General features: G+C 44.6%; 2 protein-coding genes. One reads left to right on the top strand and one right to left on the bottom strand.

Annotation, left to right across the window (positions count from 1 at the left end; translation table 11 throughout):
* Nucleotides 1–529 (bottom strand): serine dehydratase beta chain (locus tag ABY436_RS19970; RefSeq protein ID WP_372740675.1); only part of this gene is annotated, 529 nt, incomplete at its 3' end.
* Nucleotides 530–978: 449 nt separating this feature from the next.
* On the opposite strand from ABY436_RS19970, the gene ABY436_RS19975 reads away from it, so the two are divergent.
* Nucleotides 979–2,016 (top strand): GlxA family transcriptional regulator, encoded by a 1,038-nt coding sequence (locus ABY436_RS19975; protein ID WP_372740676.1) that lies wholly within the window; start codon nucleotides 979–981, stop codon nucleotides 2,014–2,016.
* Nucleotides 2,017–2,036: the final 20 nt, after the last annotated feature.

Here is a 2,036-nt window from a genome sequence, read left to right on the forward strand (position 1 = left end):
CATTATTGAACTCATACGGCAATGCAACTTGCGGGACTAAATGCGCATCGGCGGTTGCATCACTTTCATCGATAACAAAACCGCCACCGACAGAATAGTAAGTGTTTTCATAAAGCAGCGTGCCATCCACGGCTGTCGCAACCAGTCGCATAGCATTAGGATGATAAGGAAGATTCTCTTCAAGGAGTCTCATATCTCTGGACCAGATAAATTCCACATCATACTGACCCAGCAGGCTTAATCTATTGGTCTGCTGAAGCGTCGCGACAACAGGGTCGATAATCTTAGGGTCAATAGTAGCGGGACGCTCTCCCATCAATCCAACAATGACCGACTTATCGGTACCATGACCTATACCCGTTGCGCTGAGTGAGCCGAACAGATCGACACGGATATTATGCACCTTCTCAGCCAGGCAATGCTGTTGAAGATGATGTGCGAATTCTGCAGCGGCTAGCATCGGGCCGACGGTATGAGAGCTGGAAGGACCTATTCCAATTTTAAAAAGATCAAAAACACTGATAGACATGAGGCCTCCACACAAAGTGCGTAGTTATTCTTCTGAAAGATACCAAATTATGTTCTTATTAAAAAATGCCATATGCCAATTTACGACCTGTAGTTTTCTTTGAGCGTTAAAAGAATCATGAAATTAGGTTTTTTATATAGATGGCACTTCGGCTTTACGTAGGCCAGTTATCGTCGCCTGAGTAAAATCATTGTAAACTCGCCATGATATTTTCGCTGGCGAACATTATGCGTGTGAATAAGATGTTAAGTGCGTAGGATAATTGTATCTACTGATGAATAAACAGAAAACCGCACAGGCGCAAGCCCCGCTAAAAACGAAAAGAAACAGAAGCTGACAGGGATCAGAATTACCACTCGGTAACATTATCAGCGAGTGGTTCACTTAATCGTATGTTCCTTAGTAACCATCTGAAAAGAAAAAGCATAACGAATAGGTATGATTGATTTATGACCGGCCACAAAGAGAAACGCAACTTTAGCGCAAAAATGCGGGATGCTAATAGTGCTTTTTTACCTGCGGGAAGCACGCAATCTGAACCAACGCATGTCGGTTTCATTCTACAAAAGCATTTCTCTATGATGGCTTTCACAGCGGCAGTTGACGCTGTAGTCACCGCCAACCTGGTCAATACCAGCCCACTATTTAGCTATGAAACACTTGCTTTAGATAGCTCGCCTGTTATCAGTGATCTGGGTATAGAAATTGCTGCCGACTCCATCATTAATGATACAAGCTCACACAAAAACCTCCCTGAGATACTTATCATTTGTGGCGGCTTTCGCTGTTCAACCGGCGTACACCCTACCCTTAACAAGCTGCTTAAAGAGGCTGCCAAACAAGGTGTCATCATGGGTGGTATATGGAATGGTGCGATCGCATTAGCTCATGCAGGGCTGTTAGATAAGCTAAGCTGTGCCGTTCATCCAGATAACCACGCATTTATGCGCGAGCGGTTTCCTCACGTGACCACCTCTGATCAAGTGTTTGTTCGCGACAACAATCGCCTCAGTTGTGCAGGTCCGATTAGCGCTTTAGAGATGATGCTTTACCTGATTGGGGAAATACACGGAAAAGCTATCATCAGAGCTATTCGTGAGATTTTAAGCTGCGATCAGGTGTCTGAGAGCAGTGACATACGTCTAAACCAAGTGATTGACGACCCTTGCCTACCCGAAAAACTGCGTGAGGTAATGTCACTCATGGCAGCAAATATTGAAGAACCTATCAGTGCCGAGGAGTTAAGTGAGCTTGTTGGTATTTCAAGACGCCAAACCGAGCGCTTATTTCAGCATAACCTGGAAACTTCACCTAGCCGCTATTATTTGGAGCTAAGAATTACTCATGCTCGCCGTTTGCTGTTACAAACGAATGACTCAATTACTAACATTGCTCTGGCGAGTGGTTTTGTCAGTACCAGCCACTTCAGTAATTGTTACAAAGACTATTTTGGCGTCTCTCCCACACTTGCCCGTGAAAAACGTTGAGCGTTGAAGACCCCGCAAAA

The organism is Neptunomonas sp. (assembly GCF_041601355.1).
Classification (GTDB): Bacteria; Pseudomonadota; Gammaproteobacteria; order Pseudomonadales; family Balneatricaceae; genus Neptunomonas.

Bases quoted from the DNA above. Each gene is read 5' to 3' on its own strand.
- ABY436_RS19975 (WP_372740676.1), top strand. From the start codon at position 979: ATGACCGGCCACAAAGAGAAACGCAACTTTAGCGCAAAAATGCGGGAT.